The sequence below is a fragment of the Longitalea arenae genome (assembly GCF_016924755.1).
Classification (GTDB): domain Bacteria; phylum Bacteroidota; class Bacteroidia; order Chitinophagales; family Chitinophagaceae; genus Niastella; species Niastella arenae.
Genome location: NZ_JAFFJX010000006.1, coordinates 13,680 through 40,008, shown reverse-complemented (window position 1 = coordinate 40,008; position 26,329 = coordinate 13,680). Strand labels below are relative to the sequence as shown.

The window sequence follows — 26,329 nt, the reverse complement described above, 5'->3', positions numbered from 1 at the left end:
TATTACCTGGAACTGCTTCTGCTGCGGTTGCTGCTGGAACCTGAGCGGCTTTTACGGCCGCTGGATCCGCTTTGTTTTGAGCGGTTGCTGCTGGAGCCGGAGCGGCTTCTGTTGCCGGAAGAACTGCCCTGATTGCGGGCTTCTCCGCCCATACGGGCTATGCGGCGTACTTCGTCTTTTGGCATGCTGGCAAATCCACGGCGGGAAGTGCCACTGCTGCCGGAACGGCCGGATGATGATGAAGAACGGTTACCACGTCCCTGCTGACCCTGCTGTGATGAGCGGCCGCCGAAGGAAGATCTGCCACCTTCTTCCTCATCATAATCATACTCTTCTCCCTGCTGGCCACGCATGCCGCCCATACGGCCCTGCTGGCTGCCGAATCCCTGGCGCGAACGGCCCTGCATCTGGTGCTGCTGGCCACCGCCGTATTCATCTTCGTCTTCTTCATCTTCTTCGATATACCATTCATCATCTTCCTCTTCTCCGCCACCATACTGGCCCTGCATGCCATAATCGTCATCATCGTCATAATCTTCATCATATTCTTCTTCCTGACCCCTGTAGCGGCCCTGCATACGTGACTGGTTTTCATCTTCATCATAATCCTCATCGTATCCGCCTTCATATCCCTGGCCCATGCCCATGCCGCCCTGCCGGCCATAGCCACTTTGCTGGCCATACCCGCCGAAGCCGCCCTGCATGCTGCCATAACCACCTTGCTGTTCTCCCCAGCCACCCTGCTGACCACCCCAGCCGCCTTGCTGGCCATAGCCGCCTTGCTGTCCATAACCACCCTGATGTCCGCCCCAGCCGCCTTGCTGGCCATAGCCGCCCTGATTGCCATATCCTTGTTGTCCGTATCCACCGGAACCACCTTGCTGTTCTCTATATCCACCCCGTCCATATCCACCTGATCCACCGAAACCTCCCTGTTGTCCTCTGTTACCACCCTGCTGACCATAGCCACCCTGCATGCCACCATAGCCTCTCTGTTGTCCATACTCCTCCTGTCCATAACCACCCTGCATTCCCCCATAACCACCTTGCTGTCCATAGCCTTCATTACGCCCCTGTGAACCGTAACGGCCACGGTTTCTTTCGTTTTGGCGGCCGGAACCCTGGCTGCCCTGGCGATCTCTTCTAGTCATAATTAAAGTGTTTAATCGTTAGAAAATGTGAACCATATACTGCAATTTTAATGCTCACTGTATTGATTGCTTTATTGTTGTAAACACTGATCGACGGTTTATGCGGTGCGGGAACAAAAACGCTTATTACTTCACGTTATACATGAAAATTATCGGTGCCTGACATCGATATTTAAACTGTAATTAATTAACAGAACACACCTGTTGCAGAAGTGTATAAATAAGCGGTGAGCTGGAGACAGGGTACCGTTCTGCAATAAAGCTATTTATTATGCACTGATTTAAAAAAATAAACCCCATTTTTTTTATTGTGGTGAACGGTGCCGACAATATTCCTCAATATGTGTGTGGGCCTGTTGCCGCCTAAACGTGCAACTGGTGGCACGTATTTTTTAGCTATAAGTCAGATATTCTTCAAGGGGGTGGTTAAATAAGATGAGAAGAATCCGTGAGGAACCTACTCATGAAAATTGAACCTGAGAGTATACCCCGACGACCTGATCTGGATAATGCCAGCGAAGGGACTGAAGAATACATGGGGACTCCGGTACATCCGGAGTCTTTTTTTTGTGTTCAACAGCCACAGGTCGTTAAATCTTTCTTTTTGCAATAATCTTCTGCAAAACCTTCATCAATTCGCTGATTTACGTCGGGTGCTCCTGCAAGCCATGCTGGTGCAGCAAACCGGTATGGTCCGGGGCTTGTTTATTGCAGCTGATATAACAAAAAGCAGAACGCGCACGCTCACCAGCATCAGCATACTGTACATACTCATGAAGAAAGTAATTATCATTGAAGACGATCCTGCCATATCAGATGCCATAAGCATATTATTGACCCGTGCAGGTTTCAATACGGCTACTTATTTAAATGGCAATTTTATTTTTACTGAAAAGTTCGACATTCCGGACCTGTTTATTGTTGACAAACAATTGTCGGGCGTAGACGGTCTGGATATTTGCCGGCATCTGAAAGACACTGAATCAACAAAACAAATTCCTGTCATCATTTTATCGGCCACGCCGCATTTGCATGCACTGACAAAAGAAGCCAGGGCCGACGCCTATTTGGAAAAACCCTTTTCCAATCAACAGCTCTTGCAGACAGCTGAGAAACTCATCGATGGCCTAAAATAATTTTTTTTTAGTCATGGTGAAGTAGGTATCTTTATACCACCTACGGTACAACAACAGCACTCCGTTTGTACATACATCATTTCTCTTATTGTATATTCCCATCAACTCTTTTTTTTATCAACCCTTAATGGTTTTATACGTGAGGCTTGCCATAACAGCAGCATTGATCTGACGCCTCTGTCCTTACCAGGGAACTGAGATCTATTGTCCTGCTGGTACATCCTGCAACCCGGATGTAACCTTAACCTTGTCAAATGATAGTAGTATGCAAAAAACAATTTTACTGGTAGATGATGATGAAGAGGAGTATTATATTATCAAACTGGCGTTGGAAATGGCCAAAAATGACAGCCGTTGTATTTGGGCCAGCAATCTGGAAGAGGCGACTGAATTATTGAATGAACTACAGCCCGATTTTGTATTTATAGATATCAATATGCCCAAACACGATGGTTTTTGTTGTTTGAAGCAGTTGAAGCAGGTAGAAAAGTTGCATCGTGCGGTGTTTGTGATATATTCCACTCATATTAGTGAAGCTGATCGCAAAAAGGCTTTGCAATCAGGTGCATCTTATTGTATTCACAAACCTGAAAATATTCATATGCTGCTCGATGAGCTGTCGGTCCTACTGAGCAACAAATCCCATTGCTCCTAATTGTATGGCTACCGGTTTCGTTAATCCAATCTCTTTTTTCTGTTCTGTAGTGATCAGGTGGCACAACTGGTGATATACTTCCGTAAATGATTTTTTGCTTGTCCAGTCAAATACATGATGCAGTTCGCGGTTCAATGGTCCCCAGCGATGCGGTTCGCCATCCATACTGATAATGATACTGGGTGTTCGGGTGCCGGCTGCAATATGGGAAACGCCCGTGCAATTGGCGATGAGCAGGCTGGCATTTTTAATGAGTGCGGCTACGACACCCAGATTTGTTTTTCCTGCCAGGTTAACGGCTTTATGCTGCATTAACGCAGCCACATAGTCTGTAAGATACTTCTCATCGGCCGTACCGGTGAGCACCACGCGGTAACCGTTCTGGGCGCAGTGATCGGCCATGGCTGCAAAATAGCAGGGCGGCCATTGCCGGGCAGCGCTCCGCGAACCGGGATGCACCACTACATATTTTTCATAATGTACAAAAGGGACCAGCTCCTGCATGCTCTCTTCTTCCTCATCAGTAATGGGAAATTCCAGCTGTGGATTGGTATCCCGGATGCCGAGGTGTTGCATCAATAACAGGTGGCGGTTGATCTCGTGTTCCGTTTCGGGATACTCTGTAAACCATTCGGGGTCCATACGGCAATCGTGGCGGTGAAAGCCGGCGAGCTGCCTGGCGCCCAGCTGTTGCAGCATTTCGTTAACAATAGTGCCATTCCCCTGCATCTGGATAATGCAATCAAATTGTTCCTGCCGCATCTGTTCCACAAACTTATCCCAGGCTGTTTGGGAGAACGGTTGTTCCGGCAGGCCCGGATAACCGGGGAATACGATCAACCGGTCGATATACTGGTTATACCGTTGAACAAAAGAGCCCGCCCAGGGCAGACCAATCAGGCTGATCTCTGCCGGTGGAAAAGCCTGGCGCAAAGCCCGGAATGCGGGAACAGCGCAAAGCATATCGCCTAATTGCAGGGCCCTGAGCAGGGCGATCTTCGGTTTTTCAGTGGTAAATGTCATCATACAAAAAAGGTCTTAAATTTTACAGCGCCATACAGGTTCCAGTAAACGGAAACTACCGGTATAATGGCTGAGGTAAAGATCATTTCGGCTACATGCGGCAGGCTGCGGGACGTATCTTTCAGTCTTTTCCAGGCAAACCAGCCGGTAAGTATTACCCAAACTGCCATGCAAAAAATGGTCCCTGTGCTGTTATGAAAAGCGAAGATCAATGCCAGCAGTAAGAGGCAGGTGATTAAATAATAGTACCGGGGCGGCCGTTCCATATTGCTTTTTTCATATAGCCATGCATGTTTCTTATACAGCAGGGCATTGAACATACTTTTCTTTTGTTCCTTAATGCTTATGCCCCAGGAAGCTGCCCGTACCGGATGAACGATCACCGCTTCGGGTACTTTGATGATCGGGATCTCCTTTTCGCTGAGGTCAAATTCCAGGGCCGTGTCTTCGCGCCAGGCCATGGTGAATTCTTCATCGAGCCCGCCGGTGAGCTCCAGGGCTTTGCGGCTGCAGGCGCAATTGGCGGTTACAAAGCGGGCCTGTTCCAGCTGCGCCGTATTTTTTTCATAGTCGGTAGGCAAACCCGAGAGAGGCACTTTAATACGGCCGGAAAAAGCAATGGCCGTGTCGCGGTACGGGGTATACGCTACCCAGTACTTGTGCAGGCATTCCGGTTGTGGAACACAGTCATCATCGGTGAAAACAATGAGTTCGCCTAGGGCCTTGCGCCAGCCGGCATTGCGGGCTGCGGCAGGGCCTTTTTTAACGGGCAGGGAAATACAGGTTACGGCTACCTTACCCTGATAGTTCCTAAGCCATTGCTTCATGAATTTAACGGTGGCGGGGTCGGGTCCGTCGGTAACAATGATCACCTCGTAACTGTTCCCGGGCATTGTTTGCTTTACCAGGGCCTCCAGGCAGCGTTGTATCAAATGGGTACGCTGCCAGGTGGCGATCACAACAGAGATCCAGGGTTTCATGCAACGGCATTTTTTTCCAGTAAAAATGAATTGATCACCAACGCATCAAAGGGGGAAGTCCAGAAACAGGCAATAGCATCCTTGGGTGAACATACAATAGGCTCGCCCCTGGTATTGAAGGAGGTATTGATGAGCACCGGTACCCCGGTAAGTTTATTGAACTCGTGCAACAGATCGTAATACAGTTTATGCTGCTTTTTATTGATGGTTTGAATGCGGGCGGTGCCATCCACATGCCGTACCGCTGGTATTTTATCGGCCTTGTCGGGTTTAATATTATACACGAACAACATGAATGGGGAAACCGTAGCATTCTCAAACCACTCCCCTGCCACTTCTTCCATAACCACCGGCGCCACGGGCCTGAAGTCTTCGCGGTCTTTGATCTCATTCAGCTTTTGCTGCATCGAAGCTTCGGCTGGTGAAGCCAGTATGGAGCGGCTGCCCAATGCACGGGGCCCGAATTCCATTCTGCCCTGGAACCAGCCAATGACCTTGTTCTGCGCCAGCAGGCTGGCTGTTTCTGCAGCTACATTGTTCAATCGCCGGTACGGGATCTTCATCCATTGCAATAAACCTTCTACATCGGCATCTGAATATGAAGGGCCCCAATAAGCATGTTCCATCGGCTGCGCCGGGGTGCCGGCATTGAATTTCCGGTCGATCCAGATGGCAGCGCCCAGGGCCGTACCTGCATCACCGGCTGCCGGTTGCACCCATACATTTTTGAAAGGTCCTTTATCTCTTATAATGGCATTCAGCACACAATTCAATGCTACCCCACCTGCAATACACAGGTTCTCCTGTTTGGTTTCTTTATATAACCAGTGCGCCAGTTGTAATACCGTTTCTTCAAGCACTTTCTGCAAGGAATGGGCAATATCGAAATACCGTTGTTCGAAGGTGGCTCCTTTCTTGCGGGCCGGACCAAATGCTTCTTCCGGTGAAAAATCATCGATGGTATAACAGCCTTTGCCATCCATATGAATGAAGGATCTGAATTTATCAAGATAAACCGGCTTGCCATAAGAAGCCAGGGCCATCACTTTATATTCATCGGAGGAATGCAGAAAACCCAGGTAGGTGGTCATCTTTTCATATAACATGCCCAGTGAATGCGGCATACATACTTCACCGATCTTCTGCATGGTGTTGTCTTTTCCCAGAAAATAACTGGTGCTGGCCAGCTCGCCCCGCCCATCGAGTGTTAATATAGCTGCTTCTTTAAAAGGCGAGGGAAAGAAGGCGCTGGCTGCATGGGCAATATGATGTTCCACGAAATGCCATTTCTCCGGTTGAATAACCAGGCCGGCAAACCGCTTTTGCAGGTGATGGGGATATCCATCGCGCAAATGCTGGGGCGCCTGCTGCATATAAGAAAGGAAGAGATCGTTCCATTGTTCAGCAAATATGCTGGCGCCAACATTGTTGTTGCCGTTGCCGTTTTGCTGATGGTTCTTTAGCAAAGCAGGATCGAAGGAATACGCAATATGATCAACTTCATTCATCGTGATGCCGGCTTCCTGCAAGCAATAATCAATGGCGTGGAATGGAAGTTCGTACGCTGAAAATGGAATGGGTCGCTTACCATGTTTAATATGTGTGAACCGTTCGTCTTCTGCGGCTGCAATCAAAACACCGTCTTTGATCAGTGCAGCTGCTGAGTCGTGAAATGCTGCATTTATGCCAAGTGTATACATGTGGGCGATAATTTTTTGTGATGATGGTTAATATCTGGCGAACGCATCAAATACCTTACCCGGTGTGATTTTACATATTGTCTAGCCAAGTTGTGGACATAACGCTATATAAAAAATTGAAAACCAGAGAAGCGTTTCCCTATTTCCACATGTTCATGCGGCATCACTTTTATGCAATAATGAGAAGTTCAACATTAAATGAGATTACCGTTATGACTTCATTTGTACGACAAACAGACAGGCTTAAACTGTTCACCTGGCATATTCACGGAAGCTATTTGTATTATCTTTCTCAATGTGGATTTGACATTTATATTCCCGTCAACGACAAAAAAGATGAAGGTTATTACGGAAGGGGCAACACTTTTTTGTTTGGCGACAATGTGATCGAAGTTCCTGTTGATGCAGTGAAGGAACATCAATTCGATTGCATCCTGTTCCAGTCGGAGAAAAATTACCGCATCGATCAGTACGAGGTATTATCAGCGGAGCAACGTCAATTGCCGGCTGTTTATCTCGAGCACAATGCACCGGAACCACATCCGGTGAATTCACCGCATCCCCTGACAGATGAGGAGGTGGTGCTGGTTCATGTGACCCACTATAATAAATTAATGTGGAAGAACAACGTTCCACAGGTGAGGGTGATCGAGCATGGCATAACAGAGCCCACACATCATTATAATGGGGAACTCGAAAAAGGGATCGTAGTCATAAATCATATTAAAGAACGCGGCCGCATTACCGGCTGGGATGTTTATGAACAGGTACGTGCAGAAGTGCCTGTTGACCTGGCAGGTATGGGCACAGAGAAATATGGTGGTCTGGGTGAAGTATTGTTTCCTCAATTGACCGCCTTCACTACCCGTTACCGGTTTCTATTCAATCCGATACGGCATACCAGTTTTGGGCTTTCGGTATGTGAAGCGATGATGGCAGGATTACCTGTTGTGTCGCTGGCTACTACTGAATATGCCAATCTGCTTAGAAATGGTGAATCGGCATTCATCAACACCAATGTTGATGCGCTGATAACTGACATGAAACGACTGTTACATGATCGGTCACTGGCAATCACTATGGGAGCGCGTGCCCGGCAAGTTGCCCTGGAACATTTCAATATAGAGCGCTTTGCCCGGGAATGGAACGAGGTATTTCAATTTGCGATCAACAATAAAAATGTGACGGTATGACAAGGATTGCCTTTATCAGCGAGCATGCTTCCCCCCTGGCTTTATTGGGTGGCATTGACAATGGCGGACAAAATGTATATGTCGCTGAACTTAGCATGCAGCTGGTTCGAAAAGGATATCATATTGATATATACACACGGAGGGACAGCGCTTCTGCTCCTGAAGTGGTTGAATGGAAGCCCGGTGTACGGATCATTCATGTTACAGCAGGCCCCGCAGAATATATTCCCAAGGAGCAGTTATTACAATACATGCAGGAATTCACTTTCCAGATGTTGTTCTTTATGAGCCGGCATGAATTGTATTATGAGTTGATACACGCTCATTTCTTTATGTCGGCCCTGGTAGCATCGAATATAAAAAAGACCACGGGTATACCCTATGTTGTTACTTTTCATGCCCTGGGGCTGGTGCGCCAGCTGCATCAGAAGCAACAGGATGGATTTCCGCCGGAAAGAACGATCATCGAAAAACATATTATAGACGACGCCAACCTGATCGTGGCAGAATGCCCGCAGGATAAAGAAGATCTGCTGGATCATTATTATGCAGATCCCGATAAGATCGTGATCGTGCCCTGTGGTTTCAACCCGAAAGAATTCTATCCAATAGAAAAAGAAGAGGCGCGGGATCATTTGAAGTTGTCCCGCAAGGAAAAGATCATTCTGCAATTGGGCAGAATGGTGCCCCGAAAAGGCGTGGACAATGTGATCAGGGCATTGGGTGAGGTGAATAAACAAAAGAGCAGGATCAAATTACTTGTAGTGGGTGGTGAAGCCGATTCTCCCGATCCGGCATCAACCCCTGAAATAGGGCGCCTGCAACAGGTGGCCAGGGAAAGCGGCGTGTATGACCAGGTGATATTTACCGGACGTAAAGGCCGTGCGCTGTTGAAATATTATTATGCTGCTGCCGATGTATTTATTTCCACGCCGTGGTATGAGCCTTTTGGCATTACACCGCTGGAAGCGATGGCCTGCGGCACACCGGTGATCGGAAGTAATGTAGGCGGCATTAAATACAGTGTGGTGGATGAGTATACCGGTTTCCTGGTGCCGCCCAATGATCCTCCCGCCCTCGCAGATAAGATCAATCTTTTGCTCACCGACGCGGAACTGCATCGTACGATGTGTAAGAATGCCATCAAGCACGTACGACATTATTTTACCTGGAACAAGATCGCTGCTTCCATGCACCAGGTGTATCACCAGGTATTGACCGATGTGCAGAAACCGGCCAAAGTGCCTGTTATGCAAAGGGCAGCAGATCACACCACCTTGCTGAACCTGCTGAACCTGTTGCCTGGCTTTAAAAGTTCTGTAGTATGAACAGGGCGGTGTTTATTGATAAAGACGGCACCCTGATCAAAGATGTGCCCTATAACGTGAATACCAGCCTGATCGAATTTGAAGAACATGCCATTGAAGCGTTGCAGTTGCTGCAGGCGTTTGGCTTTCAGTTGATCATCATATCCAACCAGCCCGGTATTGCATTTTCTTATTTTACAGAAGAAGATATACACCAGGTTTTCCGGTTCATTGAAAATAAATTACTGGAAAACGGCGTACGGTTAAATGGTTATTATTATTGCCCGCATCATGCGGAAGGTGACCGCGCGCCCTTCGCAAAAGCCTGTTATTGCCGGAAACCATTGCCCGGCATGTTATTGCAGGCGGCGATGGAAATGGATATAGATCTCGAAAGCTCGTGGATGATCGGCGATATCTTACATGATGCCGAAGCCGGTAACCGGGCTGGTTGCACTTCGATATTATTAAATAATGGCAATGAAACCGAATGGGTACTGACCGATAGCCGGCGGCCTGCCTTTGTATGTGAAAACTGGAAGGATGCGGCTGCCATTATTATTGAACATGCTAAAGCAAGAGCCAGTGTGGAACACGTGTAAAAAGATCCTGTGCATAAGGGCCGACAATATGGGTGACCTGATCATGACAACACCTGCTTTAAGAGCATTGAAGGAAAGCTTTCTTTGTCATATAACAGTGCTTACCTCTACCATGGCGCAAAGCATAACGGGTTTTATCCCGGTCATAGATGATGTGATCGTCCGTGATCTGCCCTGGATAAGATCGAATGCAGCTACTGCGGGCACCGAGATGCTTGAACTGGTAGCGCTCTTACGCGACTACCGGTTTGATGCAGCCATCATCTTCACCGTTTACAGCCAGAGCGCGCTGCCTGCCGCATTATTAACTATGATGGCGGGTATTCCCCTGCGCCTGGCGTACAGCAGGGAAAATCCATACGACCTGCTCACCCACTGGTTGCCAGATAAGGAACCTTACAGCTTTATTCAGCACCAGGTAAAACGCGACCTGGCATTGGTAGCGGTGACCGGCGCTACAACATCCGACGACCGGTTGTTGTTGACAGTGAGTAAGGCGGATCACCAGAACATGCTGGTGAAACTGCATACACTGCCGGCAGATCTGACCAAAGGGTATCTGGTATTTCATCCGGGGGTAAGCGAAGAAAAAAGAATGTATCCCGTAGAGGAATGGATCAAATTGGGGAAGCTGGTGGCACATACCGGTTTACCCATCTTGCTTACAGGAACAGCGAAAGAAAGCGGGCTTACAGGCGCTATTGCCGCCGGCATCGGCGATGTGGCCATCGACCTGGCCGGAAAGCTGAGCATTGGTGAGTTTATTGCCCTGGCCGATGGGGCTGCCGTAATTGTATCGGTAAATACATCCACTATTCATATAGCAGCTGCCCGGCAAACGCCGGTGATCGTATTGTATGCGTTAACGAATCCCCAGCATACGCCCTGGAAGGTATGGGGTCGGATTTTTGCCTGGAATGTACCAGCCGGGTTGCAGAGTAAAAATGAAGTGATCAGTTATGTGCGCAATAACCGCATGATACAGGAACCTGAACTGCCCCAGCCTGCTGTGATCGCCCGCACGTTGGAATCATTATTGCAGCAAAAAACAGGAATGCAATATATAGCACCTGATACCCTTATACTGTAATTTATAACAGTTTGAAAATGGATTATTATGTCATGGCGGCCTGAACCGATATTAACGGACAAGCAAGTACAAAGGGGCATGAGGCTGGTGATAGGCGATGGACTGGCTTCCGAAGCAATGATCACATTTACGAGTGGTACATTCCTTGTTGCCATGGTGTTATTGCTGAATGCCAATAATTTTCAGATCGGCTTACTGGCGGGATTACCTACCATCACCAATGTTTTTCAATTATTATCGATCTGGCTGGTACGCCGTTTCAATAACCGGCGGGCAGTAACCGTGGTTTGTTCCCTGCTGGCAAGAACGCCTTTACTGATCATTGGTTTGCTGATCCTGTTCTTCAAGAACATCCCGGTTGAAACGATCATCTTCATATTGTTCTTTCATTATTTCTTCGGATCGGTGGCCGGGCCATGCTGGAATGCCTGGATGAAAGACCTCGTTCCGGAGAAACAACTGGGAGTTTATTTTTCCCGCCGCACCAGTTATACCCAATTGCTGAACATTGTACTGGGCCTGGCTACCGCCTTTATCGTTGACTATACCAGGAACCACCGCATCACTGCCGAGTTGAATGTCTATGCGTGCCTGTTCATTGCGGGGGGCATTGCCGGCATCAGCAGCGCCCTCTTTCTGTCGGCAACGCCTGAACCGCTCGGCAAAGTAACAACCGGTAATATCCTTACCATTCTGCAGCGGCCGCTGCGGGATCATAATTTCCGGCGTTTACTGGTATTTAATTCGGCCTGGGTATTTGCCCTGAATATTGCCACTCCCTTTTTTGTGGTGTTCATGATGAAGCGGCTGGGACTGTCTATTTCCTATATCATTGGGTTCACGATCATCAGCCAGCTCTGCAGTATTTTAACCGTTCGAATGTGGGGGCGGTTTGCCGACCGGTTCAGTAATAAAACCATTATAGCCATTTGTGCGCCCCTGTATATCCTGGTGTTATTGGGTTGGTGTTATGTTGGCATTTATACGCGGGAATATCTGAACCTGCTGCTGCTGCTGGTGATCCATGCCGGTACGGGCATCAGCAATGCGGGCATCAACCTGTCGCTGACAAATATCAGCCTGAAGCTGTCGCCGGCGGAAGAATCGGTGGTATATCTCTCCACGAAAAATATCATTACCGCTCTTTTCTCATTTATTGCACCGCTGATCGGTGGTTACCTGGCCGATTATTTCAGTACCAGGACCCTGTCGGTAGATGCCCAATGGAAAGGCCCACACTGGCAGAAAGTGATCCATTTATTGAGCCTGCATGAATTCACCTTCCTGTTCCTGATCGCGGCCGGTCTTGCCTTTGTTGCGGTTGAGCTGCTGGTGAATGTGAAAGAGACCGGTGAGGTGGCCAAGAATGTGGTGCGGCGAATGATCCGCAGTAATATAAAAAGTAATTTGCGCGAGTACTTCCTGATCGGCCAGATCATCGATCTGCACGATGCATTCCGCCAGCTCATCCGCAAACGGGTGCCGGGCAGAAAACAAAAGGAAGTGGCGGAAGATGTCAACAGCATTTCTTAAAAAAACAACCATCCGGCCTTAGCGGCCGGATGGTTGGTCGTGCCAAAGGAGTTGTTAACTGACTGCTTCCGCTCTATAGCCTGCTTCCTGCAGTTTCTGGATCACGGTCGCTTCTTTTGTTTTATCACCTGTATGAATGGTCAATACTTTTTCGGGTGATTGAAGATCCACCTGCCAGTTATTCTCTCCTACTGCCTCATTTAAAAAAGGGGTCACTGTGGCAATACAGCCACCGCATTTAATGTTCGTCCGGAATTTTATACTTTCCATATTGTCGATTTTATAATTTGGTTGTTTTTAATCGTAAACTATTGGTCACTACTGACACAGAGCTCAGGGCCATGGCGGCGCCGGCGATCATCGGGTTTAATAAAAATCCGTTGAACGCATACAATACACCTGCTGCAAGCGGTATACCGGATAAATTGTAAATAAACGCCCAGAACAGGTTCTGCCTGATGGTGCGCACTGTTTTGCGGGAAAGCACCAGGGCGCGGGGAATCGATTGCAGGTCGGAGGTGATAAGCGTCATTTTGGCTACGTCCATCGCAATATCCGACCCCTTACCCATGGCTATGCTTACATCGGCCTGCGCCAGGGCCTGCGAATCATTGATGCCGTCGCCCACCATGGCCACTACTTTATTTTGCTCTTGCAGTTTTTTGACAAATTCAGCTTTTTCATGGGGCAGCATACCGGCTGTAAACTGCGTAATGCCTGCTTCCCGGGCTACCGCTTCAGCCGTTTGCTGGTTATCGCCGGTGAGCATATATACCTCGATGCCCATATTTTGTAATTGCTCTACGGCTTTTACAGAGCTGGATTTTATTTTATCGGCAATGGCTATAATGGCCAGCACCTGTTGCTGATCTGCAAAATAGATCACGGTATGGGCCTGCTGTTGCAACAGGGAGGCGGCGGACTGCAGGTGCTGGTGGATGGAAATGTGTTTCTCATCGATCAGCTGCCGGTTGCCCACGTAATAGCGAACACTATTAAAGAGGCCGGTTACCCCCCTGGCAGTGATACTTTCAAAACCGCTTAGAGGCACACCGCTGACAGATTCTTTTTTCAGCTCATTAACGACAGCTTCGGCCAGTGGGTGCTCTGATCTTACTTCCAGGCTGTACAGCACCTGTTTTAAAACGATATTCTCTTTTTCGCTGGCTAACCAGTTCATTTGCGCTACGACTGGTTTGCCTTCCGTAATAGTGCCGGTTTTATCTAATATAACCGCATTCACTTTATAAGCGAGCTCCAGGCTTTCCGCGTCTTTGATGAGGATATTGTGTTCGGCGCCTTTACCGATGCCGACCATAATGGCGGTAGGTGTTGCCAGTCCTAACGCACATGGACAAGCAATGACCAGTACCGTTACGGCGGTCAACAGCGCATTGGTAAATGCATGGTCGCCCCCTGCCAGCATCCATACGGCGAAGGTGAGTATGGAAATGCCGATCACTACCGGTACGAAGATGCCGGCGATCTTGTCGACCAGTTTCTGTACCGGCGCTTTACTGCCCTGCGCTTCCTGTACCATTTGTATAATATGGGCCAGCATGGTGTCATTGCCTACTTTTTCGGCTATGAACTGAAAGCTGCCCTTCTGGTTAACCGTACCGGCAAAGACCTTGCTGTCTTTTTGCTTTTGAACCGGTACCGGTTCGCCGGTGATCATACTTTCATCAACAAAAGAGGACCCTGATACAACAATACCATCAACGGCTATTTTTTCGCCGGGCCTTACCAGGATGGTATAACCGGGCAATACCGCAGAGACCGGCAATTCCTGCTCCTGGCCATTCATGAGAACCCGAACCGTTTTTGGTTGCAGTCCCATTAATTTTTTAATAGCGGAAGAAGTATTGTATTTAGCCCTTTCTTCGAGTAGTTTACCCAGTGAGATAAAGGCAATGATCACCGCGGCTGCTTCGTAATACACATGCGGGTGAATACCACGCGCATGCCAGAAGCCGGGGTTAATGGTATTGAATGCGCTCAATAAAAAGGCGATGCCCGTGCTCAATGCCACGAGCGTATCCATATTCGCTTTACCATGGCGGGCCTGTTTCCAGGCGTTGATAAAGAATGTGCGGCCAAACCAGCCTACTACCGGCAATGTAAGCAGCATGGAAATATAATTACCATAAGGCAGATCCATAAAGAACATGCCGATGATCACTACGGGCAGAGACAAAATGGAGGCCCAGACCGTTCGTTGTTGTAAGGATCTGTAATGTTCCTTTTGGGCTGCTTCTTTTATTTCAGTGCTGTTCGCTTCATCGATGACCAGGTCGTAGCCAATGGAGCGGACCGTCTTCTGCAGATCGGCGGTGGTTGCCATGGAGGGATCATATTCTACCCAGGCGCTTTGATTGGCGAAATTAACGCCTGCATCTTTTACGCCTGCTGCCGACTTCAGCATCGACTCTACACTGATGGCACAGGCGGCACAGGTCATTTCCAGCACGGGAAATGTTTTCTTTACCGTGGTCTGGCGGACCATATTCCTTTTCTCTTTATCAATAGTTGTAGCTGACATATAAAAACCTTTGTACAAAGGTCAGATGTTGCCAGCTCCTGATTGTTATAAGATTAATGCGGGGATGTATATAATTTTAAGAACGTTAAGGAAAATATAATCAGACCTTATCCAGCGGTTTGCGGATGTTCTCTTTTAATTCGCGGAACCTGGAAGGGGTTAAACCGGTTTCCTTCTTAAACTGCTGGGAAAGATGTTGCACACTGCTGTACTCCATCTGATCGGCGATCTCGCTCAGGCTTAATTCGTTATATGTAAGCAGTTCTTTCACGCGCTCAATGCGTTGCCGGATGCTATATTTTTCAATGGTAATGCCCTCGAGGGAAGAGAAGAGGTTGGAGAGATAATGATAGTCCATCTGAAGCTTTTCCTCCAGGATGGCCGAGAGCTTTTTATTGTTATTATCCTCGTTTCTGTGGATCAGCGAGATAATGATGTTCTTTATTTTTTCTGTCAGTTTTTCTTTCCTGTCGTCGAGCAGCTCAAAGCCAATGGCCGTTAGGTTCTTGTTCAGGGTGTCGAGCTGTTCGGGGCTGGGTTCCTGAGCAAGCTCTACTTCGCCCAGGTTCACCTTGTTGTAGGGTATGCCAGTACTGTCCAGTTGTTGTTTGATGGCCAGTATGCAGCGGTCGCACACCATATTTTTTATATGAAGTTGCATGCAGCAAAGATAAGTTGATATGTTAACAAGTTAAAAGGCTGAAAAGTTGATACCGTTGAGGCTGTTAAGAAAATGCTGTTTTTTCAATAAATTAGTCGTAGTGAAACAAATAACATGAACGAAGAACGGCGCACGGCCTTTATAAAAGCGGCCACCTGGCACGGTTCGCTCGAGGAAGCGGAGCAGTTACTGGCATCTCATCCGGAACTGGCTACCAGTGATATTCATACGGCAGCGATTACCGGACAGCTGGATGCTGTTCGCGGATTCCTGGCGGATGACCCGGCGAATGCCAGGGCTTTGTCGGCGCCTTATGGCGGCAATGCGCTGGTGTATTTATGTTTATCGAAATACCTGCAGCAGGACGCAGGCAGAAGCGATGATTTTGTTAAAACAGCACAGGCCCTGCTGGAAGCAGGTGCTGATCCTAATGCCGGTTTTATGGCAGAGGGCCCTTATCCGGGCTACGAAACCCCATTGTATGGGGCCGCAGGGGTGGCGCACCATGCAGGGCTTACCAAACTGCTGCTCGATTTTGGCGCTGAACCGAATGATGAAGAAGCCGTATACCATTCGCCGGAAACTTACGATAATGCAGCTATGCAGTTGCTGGTAGACACGGGAAAGCTCACGACGGAAAACCTGTCGATGATGCTGATCAGAAAACTGGACTGGCATGATTACAAAGGCCTGCAATACCTGTTGGATCACGGCGCCGATCCGAACGGTGAGAGAAAACGCGGCTGGCATGCATTGCATCATGCCTTAAAAAGGGCCAATGCCCTGCCTTTTATAGCGCTGCTGCTTGAACGTGGGGCCGATCCCCTGCTGGCGAGCAACGGCTTTACGCCGGTGATGATGGCTGCCTGCGAGGGCCGTAATGATGTGCTGGACCTGTTTGCAGAAAAAGGAATACCCATTCAATTAGACGGTGTATACCGGCTGATAGCCGCCTGCGCCAAAGGTGACGGAGATGCCGTGCAGCAAATAGCCAATGAATCGCCTGCATTGGTTACGCAACTGCTGGCTATGGGCGGCGAACTGCTGGCCCGGTTCAGTCTTTGCGGCAATGCGGCCGGCGTGCAGCAATTGCTGCATTTGGGCATACCGGCAGATGCGCCTTACCGCGCCGGCGATGGGTACTATGGCATTCCTATCGGCAGCCTGCCCATACACGTGGCAGCCTGGCGCGGCTTCCCTGCTGTTGTGCAGGTATTGTTAAATGCCGGCTCACCGGTTGATGCGCCGGATAAGAACGGACAAAGGCCCCTGGCGCTCGCGATAAAGGCCTGCGTAGACTCTTACTGGACGGAGCGGCGCTCAGCCGGTTCTGTTAAAGCCTTGTTAGCAGCGGGCGCTTCTGCGCGGTCAATAGCTTATCCCTGCGGCTACGATGAAGTAGATGCGCTGCTGGCGGCTGCGCGGAAATAAAAAAATTTGTATATTTGCACTCCTTTCGGTTATAAGACTTATATAATGTAGTAGATAATTTCTTTCGAAATAACATAGATGGTGCACCGCAATGCGGTTGCTTTTATTTGTTGATCTTTAAGAAAGAAATTATGCTTATTCTGCAGAACCTCTCTTACCTGCATCCCAATAAAGACGTATTATTTGAACATATCAATCTCACTGTAACCAGTCGTGAGAAAATAGCCCTGATCGGAAATAATGGAACCGGCAAGTCTACCTTATTACGCATCATTGCCGGGGAGTTATCTGCCCATGAAGGGCAGCTGCAGCTTGATGCCATACCCTATTATATTCCGCAATTATTCGGGCAATATAACGGGCTTACGGTTGCGCAGGCCCTGCGCATTGATGAGAAGCTGAGGGCGTTAAAAGCGATCCTGGCCGGTGAGGTAACGGAACATTATCTTCAATTGCTGAATGATGACTGGACGATCGAGGAACGATGCCAGGAGGCGCTTCAATACTGGCACTTACAGGAGCTGGACCTCAATCAGCGCATGGACACCCTGAGCGGTGGACAAAAAACAAAAGTGTTTCTTGCCGGCATTCATATTCACCAGCCCTCATTTGTTTTGCTCGACGAGCCCAGCAATCACCTCGATGCAGCAGGCAGGGCCCTCCTCTATGATTTTATTGAAACCACCAACTGCACCCTGCTGGTGGTGAGCCACGACAGAAAACTGTTGAACCTCCTGAATACCGTTTGCGAATTGAGTGCGCGGGGCATTACTGTGTATGGCGGAAATTATGATTTTTATACAGCGCAAAAGCAGATAGAGCGTAATGCATTGAACCAGGATATTCAAAGCAAGGAGAAGGCTTTACGGAAGGCCAAAGAAAAAGAAAGGGAGACCATAGAGCGGCAACAAAAGCTGGATGCCCGCGGCAAACGTAAACAGGAGAAAGCCGGTGTTGCCCGCATCATGATGAACACCTTGCGGAACAGTGCAGAGAACAGTACCTCGAAGATGAAAAGCGCCCATGCTGAAAAGATCGGCGGCATTTCGGATGAACTGCAGGCATTGCGGAATGAATTGCCGGATATTGATAAAATGCAGTTCGGATTTGATAACACTGCCCTGCATCGCGGGAAGATCCTGTTTAAGGCAAGCGGCCTGAATCATAGTTATGGCGGCCAGCCGCTGTGGAAGGAGAAGCTGGATCTGCAGGTCACCAGCGGCGAGCGAATCGTCATCAAAGGATTGAATGGTTCGGGGAAAACCACGCTGATCAGGATGATCCTGGGAGAACTGGAACCGGCGGTTGGCACGGTGTACCGTGCAGCTCATAATTGTGTGTACATAGACCAGGATTATTCCCTGATAAATCATCAATATAGTGTGTATGAGCAGGCCTGTATTTTCAATACCACCGCGCTGCAGGAACACGAGATCAAGATCAGGCTTAACCGGTTCCTGTTCACAAAAGAAGATTGGGACAAACCCTGCAGTGCGTTGAGTGGTGGCGAACGAATGCGGTTAATGCTCTGTTGCCTCACCATTGGCAACCAGGCGCCCGATATTATTGTGCTTGATGAGCCAACCAATAACCTGGATATTCATAATATAGCTATTCTAACAACAGCGATCAATTCCTATGAAGGAACATTGATCGTTGTTTCGCATGACGAGCCCTTTTTATCCGAGGTTCGTGTAGAGCGGACAATTAATCTTCTTAACAGCTGATAATGAGATGCTCGTTTTAGAAGGTTAAATTAGAATTTCTAAATTTATTGATCCCAATCACTTTTTGCAAAAAGCAGTTTAATCAATTGTAACAAAAACACTTAAAGCGGCTGCTTGAATACTGTTAAAAAAACTTTCAAATAGTAACATAAAGTACTTTCTTTTATTTCAATTACTTGTTATATTTGAAGAAGCTGCTCCCAACCAGACAGCTTCCTAAGATGGCCCCGTTTTGTCCGGTATCCTTCTGAAGAAATCCAATACTTGTGAAGAGGTACAAACCACTCTCTTTAGTGCAAATAATTAAACCCAAAAACCCCATGTCGCATGGGGTTTTTCGTTGTGCGTAATTTCTCGCGTGTTTAGCGTAAACTTTTGAAGGTTATTTCATTGATCTTATTGAAACCGGTGAAGACTTTACTATACGTATTGTTGGTAAAATTACCCGTAGCGCTGATGGGGAAATAGTATACTTTTCCCTCCCCGTTCTCATGCGTAGCCACAGCGATCAGTTTATTGTTATTGGGATCGGTGGTTGTTTTGAGGTTGCGGTACATTTTCATCGCTCTTATTTCGGTACCCGCAGCGAACGTATAGATGGGGGCAGCCGTTTTTGCCGGGATATCCAGTTTATAGATCTGGTGGCCGTTTACATAATACAGATGCGGCAGGAACCGGGATCCTACAAACAACTTGGCGCTGAGTAATCCAGGTGAATTCAGGATCTCGGTTTTGTCGAGGTCGGGATTGGTGACCGATGGGTTAAAACCATAGGCGAACAGCGAGTCGTCGTTGTTGTTCTTAAAGTAGGCGTAACATTTCGGATTGGCATTGAGCTCGGCATACAGCAATTTTTTGCCGATATTATTCAGGTAGAAGAGGCGGGTTCCGGCTGGTGTTGGAAACGGGGTTAAACTGGAAGAGCTGGTATTTAATTTTAAAAAGCTCTGTGATACGGTATCAAATACTACATAACCAGTAGAAGAAGTATACAACTCATAGGGCGCGATATAATGGTTACCGGAGGGTGGCAGGTTCAATTTGTTAAGGCCAGCGGGGGCATTCAGCGACCGGCTATGGATCTTGCCATCGTTTAGCATCATATCGTCGAAGCTGTTGACAAAATATTCCTGCGGCTTTGGAACGGGCGGCTCCCAGAAGAATTCATTAAAGGTGGATAGTTTCCTGAAGTCGGCATAGGTGACCTGGATCATATCGGCGGGGGAAATGATATAGATCTTTTGATCACCGTTATACGTTTTAATCTCGGGGATGCGGAAAGTGCCGGCAGGCAGTTTCTCACCACTATTCGTCGTAGAATAAATATTCCTGAAGATCGTGTCAACCGGGCTGATCATGGAAATATCGCAGGCGCCGTTATTTTCTTCCACCACCATCCAGCCTTCGCTATAAGGCGTTAATACGGAAACGTTCAGCCGCTTTTGAAATTCCACGCCTGTATTGCGGTCCCTGGCATATACCATCAGGTAATAGGTGCCGGGCAGCTCGGTAATGCGGGCTTTCAGGTTCTGGGTAGTATCGAGTACGCGGCGTTGCAGCGGGGTTCCCCCGCTTAGGTATAATACCCATTCGAAGCTGAACCCTGCAGGATTCGGTTGGGTTTGTTCAATGGTAAGGTTTACTTTTAGCGAATCGGGTAATATTACATTTATTGTTTCCCGGTCGGTCTTTAAGATCACTTCGTTGATCTGCCGGTAATCATAATTGCCTTTGTCTTTATAACAACTTGCCAGCACAAGGGCAGCCAGGGTGCATATGATGATGTTGATGGAGTACTTAGTCATGTACAAATCGCTTTAGTTAATTAGAGTAGCGGGAAGGTTATTTCCTGTCCGGTTTCATCGGTGAGTTTGGTGCCGTTTGTTTTGTTATACTCCTCGAGGTAATAGGCGCATGCTTTGCCGAAGTAGGTCATTTCCGAGGGGGTAAGCCTGTCATCTCCTGAGTTGGGGAATTCTGTGCGACCCGTAACATCGATGACCAGTTTGTATTTGACCTGGCTATAGCTGCCAAAGTAAAAGGTCATGAAGGTATCCCAGTTCAGGGGTTTGGTTAAATAGTCGTTGATGCGGACCGGAAAGCGTACAGAACCGCCGCCCATGGATGGACTGGAGGCTGAATGATAAACACCCGGCAGGAAGTCTTCCGATGCGGCTATTTCCAGCAAGAGCCTGAGCTCATTCGTTTTCAGATCGGCTTTTCTGTGCACCAGCAAAGACAGGTTGGTGGTAAACTCCCCGGCTTTAACAGTGGTTGGTAAGATTGTATAATGTTCCGGGCTTGCTGTTGAGCTGTCGGCCACGGCCTGGATATGAACGCTTCTGTCGTGACCGGCGGCCACGCCCATGATCCGCATCGGGATCCTGATGGTATCTGCCTGCAGGCTATTGGATTTAACCGCAAATGAATACACGATGCTATCCTTGTTGGTAAGGTAATGGTCCTTGTAAAAATAGATCATGTCGGGCTGCGTATAGCTGGTTAACTCGCTCTTTTTGCAGGCGATGACCAGTAAGATAAGAAAGACTGGCAGGTATATATGTTTGAGATGTTTTACCATAATTGTTTTAATTGGATTGATTAAGGTCTTATTGCAAACTCCATTTCATCATCAGGCAGTGGTAAGATCCAGGTAGCGTCGCTCATGTTAATGGTACTGCCATCTACCCGGGCTGTATTCTTCCTTTTAAAATAGAAGAACAGCTGGCCTTCTGCATACATTTCCTTTTTATATTCTTTCAGGATCTCTGCTTCCAGCGTAGCGGCGCTCACATTGACAGGCCGCTGGGCCAGTCCCCGGTTACTGCGAACGGTATTGATATAAGCCATTCCTTCAGCAGGTGTAGGAGCGCATTCCGCCGCTATATAATACATTTCACTAAGCCTGATCATAGGGATATGACCTTTTAAAGGCTCACTGGTAATTGCATCCTGCCAGTATTTGGTAGTAGAGAACCCGGATGGATAAGACGTGAAGAGGTTCACATACCGGAGATCGGAACTGCCGCCACTGGCTGTTTCGTATACATTGTTCAGGTTAGTGTTGGTGGTATACAAGACCGGTGTACCGTTGGCCGCGGTTGTTTTGAAATAGTCGTCTACATATTCATTGATCTTGTAAGCATAGAGCGAAAAAAGTAATTCCGTGGTATAGGGCCTGTCGCGGTTATTGGTAGCGGCTGCGGCAGCGCTGCTGACGAATGGAAAGTATTCGGGGGCGCTGCTGATCACTTCCCCGGCTGCAGCAGCGGCTGCTGTTTTATCACCTTTGTACAAATGGATCCTTGCCTGCAATCCTTTCACCGCCCAATAATTCATATGGTTGCGGGTATAAGAAAGAAATGGGTCTTCGTTGAATGCATTGCGAACGGTCTTGTCAACACTTAACAGTTCCGCTGCCAGGTTCAGATCGGCCAGGCAACTGTCTATTACTTCATTCACCGGTAATAAAGGATAGGATTCAATGCCAAAGCTGGTGACATAGGGAATCGCTTTGCGGTTGCCGTCGACCACAGGCGCTGCGCCAAAGAGACGAAGCAGGTCGAAATGCAGCAAAGCACGCAGGGCCAGGGCCTCCCCTTTTACCAGGTTGTAATTATTGTTCAGGAAGAGCTGTTTTTTGCCATCGATCTGCATGAGCACATTGTCTACATTGGCGATGGCTTTATACAGGGTGCTCCAGATCGTATTGATATAATTCTTTACACCCGTATTCGTATAGTCGTACCTGGATGTTGCGTAGAACGGGTGGCTGGTAGAGCTGGTGGCATAACGCTGGCCCATGGCATCTACGAAACCCATGCTAAGGTTTTGGCCATAGGCTGGCCTGGTAGCCAGCAACTGATAGGCGCCGATCAATGCATCTTTAAAACCCGATTCGGAATTGAACAGTTCCTGCTCCCTGATATCGGATTTAGGCTGAACATCCAACCATTTTTTGCAACCCGTGCCCATAAAGCAGGCGGGTAACAGCAGATAAATGATATATTTTAGTTTCATTGATTCTTTAGTTTAAGATGATCAAAACGAGGTGCTGATATTGAAGGTCAGGTTCCGCGCAAAGGGATAATCGAGTCCTCTTTCCACCTGAATGGCCGACCAGCGTTTAAGATCATTAGCTACAAAAGTGAATTTGGTATTGCTCAGGCTTAATTTCCGGCTCATTTTCCCGGGCAGCAGATAAGAAAGGGAAATACTTTCCGCGTTCACAAAATTGTTTTTTTGCACAAAGCGGCCTGTTGCCAGCGTGGCCGTGGTCACCGGGTTTCCATAATCATTCACCAGGCCTTTAAAGAAGGTTACATCCCCCGGTTTTGCCCAACGGCCGTATAATACCCGCCGGTCGACATTATAGGTAAAATCGGTTACCTCTACCCTGTTGGCCAGGGTTTGGTTATACAACTTACCGCCCAGTTCATAGGAGAAGAACAGACCAACGGTAAAACCTTTCCAGGTAAAATTGGTTCCGAAGCTGCCGCGGAGATCGGGCACGGTATAACCGGCAGGCATTTTGTCGGCCGGATCCCATACATAGGTTAATGATCCGTCTCTTTTCACGAACACTTCCCGGCCGGTAGCGGGATCGATGCCTAATGAAGGAACGGCCCAGATGGTATTTACACTCAAACCTTCCTGGAATTTAAATTGGGGCGTTACCTGTTTGTTATAGTTTTCATTGGTTGGCGATGTACTGTTGCCGTCGTTCAGCTGATTCAATCTTTTCAGGGAGTTGGAGATCGATTTAATGTAATCGCGGTTATGGGCGCCATTGCCGAATACACTCCAGTAGATCTGTTTGCGCTCATTTTTAATGAGGAAAAGGTTCATTTTAAATTCATAGCCTTTGTTCTCCAGCAGGCCGGCATTTTCCTTGTAGCTGTTAAATCCTACTGAGGGCGGCGTAGTGATATCGAGGATCAACTGACTGGTAAGTTCGCGGTAGATGTCGAAGTTTACCATTAAGCGGTTATTGAACAGGCCCAGGTCCAAACCGACATTGGTCTTGCGCGTCGATTGCCATTGCAGGTCTTCATTTCCATAACCTTTTAGAATGGAGCCTACGAGGCCGCGATAATTTTGATCGGTATAGTACTGATAGGTGGTAATACCCATGAATGACTGGAACCGGCTGTCGCCCGTTTCACCAATACTGCTGCGGATGCGCAACATGTTGATATATGATCTATCGGCGAGAAATTTTTCTTTATGCAGGTTCCAGCTGATGCCGGCGCTCCAGAAAGCGCCAAAACGCCTGTTCGCACCGAATTGCGAAGAGCCGTCTGTACGAATGCTGATATCTGCGGCATAGCGGCTATCGTAACTATAGTTGAAATTCGAATACACAGAGATCAGGCGGGAGGTGTTATTCGTATAGGTGGGTTTGCTGTTTTCCTTGTAGTTGTTACCGAAATTGATCTGATCGAGGCGTTCATTCGGAAAACCGGTTGCGGTTACGGCATAGTAATCGCTTTTGGTTTGCGCTATGCTGGTACCCGTTGAATTCAATATAAGGTGTTTGCCCAATCTTTTGGTGTAATCCATTTGCAGGGATCCATCGAATGAAAAGAAGTTAGCAGTTGTTTTTGTATAAGTTCCTTTGCGGGTGATGCTGCTTACCGTATCGAATTTTGTATGGGTCCCTGGCGCGAAATTGTCGGATTCTTCGTTTTGTTTTGTTATCTGCAGGCGGCCGGTTAAGCGGAAACCTTTGCCCAGCAACCATTCGAGGTTGGTTTGGTTGGTGATATTTGTATACTGGCTTCTATCGATGGTATTCAGGGATGCATTGTATAGTGGATTGAAATAGGGTGTGGTTTGGGTGGGCGAAACGGGATTACGAACGACCTCAAGCACGCGTACCAGGTTTCCATTTGAATCGTATGGATTCCAGTACTGGTTTTGTTTGGTGTAATCGGCGAAGCTGCCGTAATTCGAATTGCGCGATTTATTGTAGTTGACGGATAATACATTCTTAAAAAGCAAACCTTTGTGCCGGTAGCTGAAATTCATGCCGCCGCTGTAGTTATCACGATTGCTGTTTTTCATGACCCCGCTGTTGCTGTTGTACATCATATCAATTCCATAGCGGATAATCGCATCGCCGCCTTCGAGGAATACGGAATGGCGGGTTCCCAAACCGGTTCTGACCGGCTTATGCAGCCAGTATGTATTTACGCCGCGTTGTACAGCGGCCAGGCGGTTTGAGTAGCGTTCGCGTAAAACGGCGTCGGCATCGGGGCGGATTCCGGTGGCAAACTCATTGTATACACCTGCCAGCCGTTCTACTTCCAGTTTTTCTGCGGCATTGGTAAGATCATATACCGTGAGGTCGGGCGCCGTTACCTGCATCATACCGCTGTAGTTCACGCGCAGTTTACCCGGCATGGGCTGGCGGGTATCGATCACAATAACGCCGTTTGCCGCTTTTGACCCATACATAGAGGTGGCAGCGGCATCTTTCAAGATGGTAAAACTGGCGATCCGGTTAACATCGAGGTCGTATATTTTCTGCAGGCTCACTTCAAATCCGTCGAGAATAAATAAGGGTTGGTTGGGATTGCTGGTGTAGTTGGCCATGAAGTCGGCCCCGGAAGATGGCGTGGCGCTGCCGGTTGTTTGCTGGGGGAAATTATTGGTGCCGCGTAATGTTATGGTTGGAAGCCGGTTAGGGTCGCTGCCGAATTGTACATTGTCGGGAATACGAACCGAGGGGTCGAACACTTTCAATGCATCGAGCACGTTCACATTGTTCACGCTGCGCAGGTCTTCCCCGGAGATGGTGGTAGCGGCTCCGGTAAAGTTTTCCTTCGGCCTTTTATACATCCCGGTACTTACAATGACCTGTTCCAGCTGCTCTTTCCTGGGCGTCAACCGAATGGTCATCAGGGTTCTGTCGGTAGGTGTAATATTTACGGGTGAGAAGCTGATATGTCCTACGGTGATGGTGTTGGTTTTGCCCGGAATCCGGATGCTAAAATAACCTTCCGCATCTGTAGTGGTGCCAATTTTCATATTGCGTACCAGGATGGTGGCGCCAGGCACGGGGCTTTCGCCGTTTACAGAAATTACGCGGCCCCTGATGATTTTATCGGGTACGGCGGTGTCGCCGGCTCTTTGCTGGAAAGCAAGCCGGTTGATGCCCGTATCGATATACAGGATATCATTCGGTTTTATACTGGCCGGCGAAGTGGTGATATTTTCTGTTGGTGGCGCCGGTAACTGCAAAGCGCTGCGTTTGGCCGAGATGATGGTAAAATTCTTTTCATCGAGTTGGGCGGCTTTCAGTCCCAACGGCTCCAGGAGATCGTGTAATACTTTTTTTGCTGTGTGCCGCCCAGGAACGAATTTATACGATGTGTAAATGCCCTGGACCAATCGGTTTTCGTAAGCAAGATTAATTTTGTAGTGAGCTGATATCGCATCCAGTACAGATCTTACCGGGGTAGCCCGTTGCCATTTGAAGTAGTGGCCTGCATCGGCGCTTTTGGCGGGATGAACCCAACACAAGCCTAATGCTACGGTTAAGGCAATAGCAGTTACCTTGCTTCTGATAAGCAGTTTTTTCATTCGAGCTTTTT

Annotated in this window: 20 protein-coding genes and 1 riboswitch; of the genes, 9 read left to right on the top strand and 11 right to left on the bottom strand. The window is 48.1% G+C overall.

Annotated elements, in window-relative coordinates; translation table 11 throughout:
- Positions 1-2: 2 nt before the first annotated feature.
- Positions 3-1,151, bottom strand: coding sequence for a KGG domain-containing protein (locus tag JT717_RS14905; RefSeq protein ID WP_205511290.1), 1,149 nt, complete (start codon positions 1,149-1,151; stop codon positions 3-5).
- Between the two features lie 408 nt (positions 1,152-1,559).
- Positions 1,560-1,692: riboswitch (TPP riboswitch) on the top strand.
- A 232-nt stretch (positions 1,693-1,924) separates the two neighbouring features.
- Here JT717_RS14905 and JT717_RS14900 point away from each other — a divergent pair.
- Both JT717_RS14900 and JT717_RS14895 read left to right on the top strand, forming a co-directional pair.
- A complete protein-coding gene (locus JT717_RS14900) occupies positions 1,925-2,287 on the top strand; it encodes a response regulator transcription factor (protein ID WP_205511289.1) in 363 nt (120 codons plus the stop codon).
- A gap of 265 nt (positions 2,288-2,552) precedes the next feature.
- A complete protein-coding gene (locus JT717_RS14895; RefSeq protein ID WP_205511288.1) occupies positions 2,553-2,942 on the top strand; it encodes a response regulator in 390 nt (129 codons plus the stop codon).
- On the opposite strand, the gene JT717_RS14890 is transcribed toward JT717_RS14895, so the two are convergent.
- Genes JT717_RS14890 through JT717_RS14880 form a run of 3 tightly spaced genes read right to left on the bottom strand, consistent with a single transcriptional unit; the run spans position 2,913 to position 6,645 of the window.
- On the bottom strand, positions 2,913-3,968 hold the full coding sequence (locus tag JT717_RS14890; RefSeq protein ID WP_205511287.1) for a glycosyltransferase family 9 protein: 1,056 nt from the start codon (positions 3,966-3,968) through the stop codon (positions 2,913-2,915). The two genes, JT717_RS14895 and JT717_RS14890, sit on opposite strands and share 30 nt — an antisense overlap.
- Complete coding sequence (locus JT717_RS14885; RefSeq protein ID WP_205511286.1) at positions 3,965-4,945, bottom strand: glycosyltransferase family 2 protein; 981 nt, start codon at positions 4,943-4,945, stop codon at positions 3,965-3,967. Before JT717_RS14885 ends, JT717_RS14890 begins: the two co-directional genes overlap by 4 nt.
- On the bottom strand, positions 4,942-6,645 hold the full coding sequence (locus JT717_RS14880; RefSeq protein WP_205511285.1) for a carbamoyltransferase family protein: 1,704 nt from the start codon (positions 6,643-6,645) through the stop codon (positions 4,942-4,944). The genes JT717_RS14885 and JT717_RS14880 overlap by 4 nt, the downstream gene beginning before the upstream one ends.
- Positions 6,646-6,857: 212 nt before the next feature.
- On the opposite strand from JT717_RS14880, the gene JT717_RS14875 reads away from it, so the two are divergent.
- From JT717_RS14875 to JT717_RS14855, 5 genes are all read left to right on the top strand, one after another.
- On the top strand, positions 6,858-7,838 hold the full coding sequence (locus JT717_RS14875; protein ID WP_205511284.1) for a glycosyltransferase: 981 nt from the start codon (positions 6,858-6,860) through the stop codon (positions 7,836-7,838).
- Positions 7,835-9,166, top strand: a complete 1,332-nt coding sequence (locus JT717_RS14870; protein WP_205511283.1) for a glycosyltransferase family 4 protein — start codon at positions 7,835-7,837, stop codon at positions 9,164-9,166. Before JT717_RS14875 ends, JT717_RS14870 begins: the two co-directional genes overlap by 4 nt.
- On the top strand, positions 9,163-9,747 hold the full coding sequence (locus JT717_RS14865; protein ID WP_205511282.1) for a D-glycero-alpha-D-manno-heptose-1,7-bisphosphate 7-phosphatase: 585 nt from the start codon (positions 9,163-9,165) through the stop codon (positions 9,745-9,747). Before JT717_RS14870 ends, JT717_RS14865 begins: the two co-directional genes overlap by 4 nt.
- Positions 9,713-10,837, top strand: coding sequence for a glycosyltransferase family 9 protein (locus JT717_RS14860; protein ID WP_205511281.1), 1,125 nt, complete (start codon positions 9,713-9,715; stop codon positions 10,835-10,837). The genes JT717_RS14865 and JT717_RS14860 overlap by 35 nt, the downstream gene beginning before the upstream one ends.
- Before the next feature lie 78 nt (positions 10,838-10,915).
- Positions 10,916-12,370, top strand: coding sequence for an MFS transporter (locus JT717_RS14855; RefSeq protein WP_240348123.1), 1,455 nt, complete (start codon positions 10,916-10,918; stop codon positions 12,368-12,370).
- 54 nt (positions 12,371-12,424) lie between these two features.
- Here JT717_RS14855 and JT717_RS14850 read toward each other — a convergent pair whose 3' ends face one another.
- The 3 genes from JT717_RS14850 to JT717_RS14840 all read right to left on the bottom strand — a co-directional run bounded on the left by JT717_RS14850 (position 12,425) and on the right by JT717_RS14840 (position 15,573).
- Positions 12,425-12,640 carry a heavy-metal-associated domain-containing protein gene (locus tag JT717_RS14850; RefSeq protein ID WP_205511279.1) on the bottom strand — a complete coding sequence of 72 codons (216 nt, stop codon included), beginning with the start codon at positions 12,638-12,640 and terminating at the stop codon, positions 12,425-12,427.
- 10 nt (positions 12,641-12,650) lie between these two features.
- Positions 12,651-14,912 (bottom strand): heavy metal translocating P-type ATPase, encoded by a 2,262-nt coding sequence (locus tag JT717_RS14845; protein ID WP_240348121.1) that lies wholly within the window; start codon positions 14,910-14,912, stop codon positions 12,651-12,653.
- Between the two features lie 100 nt (positions 14,913-15,012).
- The gene (locus JT717_RS14840) at positions 15,013-15,573 is read right to left on the bottom strand and encodes a helix-turn-helix domain-containing protein (protein WP_205511278.1); all 561 of its coding nucleotides are present in this window, start codon (positions 15,571-15,573) and stop codon (positions 15,013-15,015) included.
- A 114-nt stretch (positions 15,574-15,687) separates the two neighbouring features.
- Between JT717_RS14840 and JT717_RS14835 the strand changes: the two genes are divergently transcribed.
- Positions 15,688-17,004, top strand: a complete 1,317-nt coding sequence (locus JT717_RS14835) for an ankyrin repeat domain-containing protein (protein ID WP_205511277.1) — start codon at positions 15,688-15,690, stop codon at positions 17,002-17,004.
- A 131-nt stretch (positions 17,005-17,135) separates the two neighbouring features.
- A complete protein-coding gene (locus JT717_RS14830) occupies positions 17,136-18,731 on the top strand; it encodes an ABC-F family ATP-binding cassette domain-containing protein (protein WP_205511276.1) in 1,596 nt (531 codons plus the stop codon).
- Between the two features lie 362 nt (positions 18,732-19,093).
- Here the strand turns inward: JT717_RS14830 and JT717_RS14825 are convergent, their stop codons facing one another.
- The 4 genes from JT717_RS14825 to JT717_RS14810 are packed head-to-tail and all read right to left on the bottom strand — an operon-like array spanning position 19,094 to position 26,318.
- Positions 19,094-20,536 carry a PKD-like family lipoprotein gene (locus tag JT717_RS14825; protein ID WP_205511275.1) on the bottom strand — a complete coding sequence of 481 codons (1,443 nt, stop codon included), beginning with the start codon at positions 20,534-20,536 and terminating at the stop codon, positions 19,094-19,096.
- Positions 20,537-20,556: 20 nt separating this feature from the next.
- Positions 20,557-21,312, bottom strand: a complete 756-nt coding sequence (locus JT717_RS14820; RefSeq protein ID WP_205511274.1) for a DUF4843 domain-containing protein — start codon at positions 21,310-21,312, stop codon at positions 20,557-20,559.
- A 20-nt stretch (positions 21,313-21,332) separates the two neighbouring features.
- Positions 21,333-22,751 carry a RagB/SusD family nutrient uptake outer membrane protein gene (locus tag JT717_RS14815; protein ID WP_205511273.1) on the bottom strand — a complete coding sequence of 473 codons (1,419 nt, stop codon included), beginning with the start codon at positions 22,749-22,751 and terminating at the stop codon, positions 21,333-21,335.
- Between the two features lie 21 nt (positions 22,752-22,772).
- Positions 22,773-26,318, bottom strand: coding sequence for a SusC/RagA family TonB-linked outer membrane protein (locus JT717_RS14810; protein ID WP_205511272.1), 3,546 nt, complete (start codon positions 26,316-26,318; stop codon positions 22,773-22,775).
- Between the last annotated feature and the right edge of the window lie 11 nt (positions 26,319-26,329).

Excerpts from the sequence above, each read along its gene's own strand:
- JT717_RS14875 (WP_205511284.1), top strand. The coding sequence starts at position 6,858 with ATGACTTCATTTGTACGACAAACAGACAGGCTTAAACTGTTCACCTGG.
- JT717_RS14815 (WP_205511273.1), bottom strand. The coding sequence starts at position 22,751 with ATGAAACTAAAATATATCATTTATCTGCTGTTACCCGCCTGCTTTATG.
- JT717_RS14820 (WP_205511274.1), bottom strand. The coding sequence starts at position 21,312 with ATGGTAAAACATCTCAAACATATATACCTGCCAGTCTTTCTTATCTTA.
- JT717_RS14855 (WP_240348123.1), top strand. The coding sequence starts at position 10,916 with ATGAGGCTGGTGATAGGCGATGGACTGGCTTCCGAAGCAATGATCACA.
- JT717_RS14905 (WP_205511290.1), bottom strand. The coding sequence starts at position 1,151 with ATGACTAGAAGAGATCGCCAGGGCAGCCAGGGTTCCGGCCGCCAAAAC.
- JT717_RS14895 (WP_205511288.1), top strand. The coding sequence starts at position 2,553 with ATGCAAAAAACAATTTTACTGGTAGATGATGATGAAGAGGAGTATTAT.
- JT717_RS14835 (WP_205511277.1), top strand. The coding sequence starts at position 15,688 with ATGAACGAAGAACGGCGCACGGCCTTTATAAAAGCGGCCACCTGGCAC.
- JT717_RS14870 (WP_205511283.1), top strand. The coding sequence starts at position 7,835 with ATGACAAGGATTGCCTTTATCAGCGAGCATGCTTCCCCCCTGGCTTTA.
- JT717_RS14900 (WP_205511289.1), top strand. The coding sequence starts at position 1,925 with ATGAAGAAAGTAATTATCATTGAAGACGATCCTGCCATATCAGATGCC.
- JT717_RS14825 (WP_205511275.1), bottom strand. The coding sequence starts at position 20,536 with ATGACTAAGTACTCCATCAACATCATCATATGCACCCTGGCTGCCCTT.
- JT717_RS14810 (WP_205511272.1), bottom strand. The coding sequence starts at position 26,318 with ATGAAAAAACTGCTTATCAGAAGCAAGGTAACTGCTATTGCCTTAACC.
- JT717_RS14880 (WP_205511285.1), bottom strand. The coding sequence starts at position 6,645 with ATGTATACACTTGGCATAAATGCAGCATTTCACGACTCAGCAGCTGCA.
- JT717_RS14890 (WP_205511287.1), bottom strand. The coding sequence starts at position 3,968 with ATGATGACATTTACCACTGAAAAACCGAAGATCGCCCTGCTCAGGGCC.
- JT717_RS14840 (WP_205511278.1), bottom strand. The coding sequence starts at position 15,573 with ATGCAACTTCATATAAAAAATATGGTGTGCGACCGCTGCATACTGGCC.
- JT717_RS14830 (WP_205511276.1), top strand. The coding sequence starts at position 17,136 with ATGCTTATTCTGCAGAACCTCTCTTACCTGCATCCCAATAAAGACGTA.
- JT717_RS14850 (WP_205511279.1), bottom strand. The coding sequence starts at position 12,640 with ATGGAAAGTATAAAATTCCGGACGAACATTAAATGCGGTGGCTGTATT.
- JT717_RS14845 (WP_240348121.1), bottom strand. The coding sequence starts at position 14,912 with ATGTCAGCTACAACTATTGATAAAGAGAAAAGGAATATGGTCCGCCAG.
- JT717_RS14860 (WP_205511281.1), top strand. The coding sequence starts at position 9,713 with ATGCTAAAGCAAGAGCCAGTGTGGAACACGTGTAAAAAGATCCTGTGC.
- JT717_RS14865 (WP_205511282.1), top strand. The coding sequence starts at position 9,163 with ATGAACAGGGCGGTGTTTATTGATAAAGACGGCACCCTGATCAAAGAT.
- JT717_RS14885 (WP_205511286.1), bottom strand. The coding sequence starts at position 4,945 with ATGAAACCCTGGATCTCTGTTGTGATCGCCACCTGGCAGCGTACCCAT.